The 2,049-nt window shown below is 63.0% G+C and carries 1 protein-coding gene; it reads left to right on the forward strand.

Features of this window, described 5'->3' with window-relative positions; all coding sequences use genetic code 11:
* A partial coding sequence (locus tag IGS51_RS05140; RefSeq protein WP_297076758.1) for a CHAT domain-containing protein occupies positions 1-2,001 on the forward strand: 2,001 nt, incomplete at its 5' end.
* Positions 2,002-2,049: the final 48 nt, after the last annotated feature.

The raw sequence follows: 2,049 nt of genomic DNA on the forward strand, positions 1-2,049 counted from the left end.
GCGGCGCAGAACCGCGTGCGCGGGCTGATCAGCGAGGCGATCGCCGCCGTCACCCTTAGCCTGGCAAATTTGGGCCGGGCTAGGGCAATCGCCGCGCTGGGCCAGGCCGGCATGACCCCCACCGAAGCAGTTCAGCGACTAAAGACCCCCCTATCCGACAATCGCGCTCGGCGAGCCTACGAACAGCGCCAGCAGCGCATCGCCACCACCTTTTTGCAGCAGACGGAAGCCGTGCTGAGGCTGTATGACGAGGCTGCCCAGGTGTCCCCCTCGGCAGAGTTGCGGCTTCAGGCGGCGCTAAATCATCTCAGCCTGCTGGTGGAAACCGCCCAGTGGGAACAGGCGCGATCGCGCTATCCAGCCCTCCAGCAGCAGCTTGACCCCCTGCCCCCCAGCCGTCCGACGTTGTTCAACCAGATCGAACTGGCCCAGGGGTTGACCGCGATTTCCCAGGCCAGCGGCGGCAACCCTGGGCTAGAGGCGATCGCCCGTCGCCTGTCCAGAACGGTGCAGCAGGCGAGGGAACTGGACGACCTGCGGGCAGAGTCCTTGGCTCTGGGCAGCTTGGGGCATCTGTACGAACAAACGGGACAGTGGCGCGAAGCCCAAACCCTGACTCAGCAGGCGCTCAACCTGGCGCAGCAAATCGCCGCCGCCGACATCGCCTATCGCTGGCAGTGGCAACTGGGGCGACTGCTGCTGGTGCAGGGCGACAAAACGGGGGCGATCGCCGCCTACAGCCAGTCCGTGCAAAGCCTGCAAGCCATCCGAGGCGATCTGGTGGCGATTAACCGAGACGTGCAGTTTTCCTTCCGCGAGAGCGTGGAGCCAGTCTATCGCCAGTTGGTCGATCTGCTGCTCGATCCGCAGAATCCAACCCCTGACCTGGAGCGGCTGGTGCAGGCGCGGGACGTGATCGAGGGGCTGCAAGTGGCAGAACTAGACAACTTCTTTCGGGAAGCCTGTCTGGATACGCAGTTTCAGCTAGACCGGGTGGTGGATTTGTCTACGCTGCCCGCCGCCGTGCTGTATACCATTGTCCTGCCCGACCGGATTGAAGTCATCCTAAAGCAGCCCCAGCAGCCCCTCCGCCGCTACACCACGCCCGTCGCCCAGGAAACCGTCGAGCGGGTGTCCGAAGATCTGCTGAGAGAATTGCGCGATCGCGCTTACCCCTCCCCCGAAGGACTGGCCCTGTCCCAGCAGGTCTACGACTGGCTGATTCGCCCCATTGCAGACCAGTTGACCGAAAACCAGACGCTTGTTTTCGTGCTAGACGGGGCGCTCCGCAACGTGCCAATGGCAGCCCTGCACGACGGTCGCCAGTATTTGATCGAACACTACAGCGTGGCGCTGGCCCCCGGTCTGCAACTGCCCGACCCGCGCCCGCTCCAGCAGCGTCAGTTTCGCGCCCTAATGGCCGGGCTGACGGAAGCACGAGACAATTTTCCTGCCCTGCCCAACGTGGAAAAGGAGCTAGCGGAAATCCAGAAAACCCTGCCCAGCCGCGTGCTAATCAACACAAGCTTTACCCAGCAAAATTTCCAGAATTCTCTAAGCGCCGCACCCGCCTCGATTGTCCACGTTGCAACCCACGGCGAGTTTAGCTCCAATGCCGCCGACACCTTCATCCTGGCGTGGGATAGCCGGGTCAATGTGAAAGACCTCAGCAGCCTGCTGCAAGTCCAGGAGCTAGACAGCCCGGAACCGATTGAACTGCTGGTGTTGAGCGCCTGCCGCACCGCCGAGGGCGATCGCCGCGCCACGCTGGGTCTTGCAGGCGTGGCAGTCCGCGCCGGGGCCCGCAGCACCATCGCCTCGCTCTGGAGCGTAGACGACGAAGCCGGAGCCGACCTGATGATCGAGTTCTATCAGCAACTGACGCGCAGCCCCATCTCCAAAGCCGAAGCCCTGCGCCAGGCCCAGCTGAGCTTGCTGCGGGCAAACTACGACGCGCCCCGCTTCTGGGCATCCTACGTGCTGCTAGGCAACTGGCTTTAGAGGATGTTTGAAAAGTCCTACTGTTTGTAGCAAAGCGTGCAAGATCCC

It is taken from the genome of Thermoleptolyngbya sp. M55_K2018_002, from assembly GCF_015295965.1.
In the GTDB taxonomy this organism is placed as follows: Bacteria; Cyanobacteriota; Cyanobacteriia; order Elainellales; family Elainellaceae; genus Thermoleptolyngbya; species Thermoleptolyngbya sichuanensis.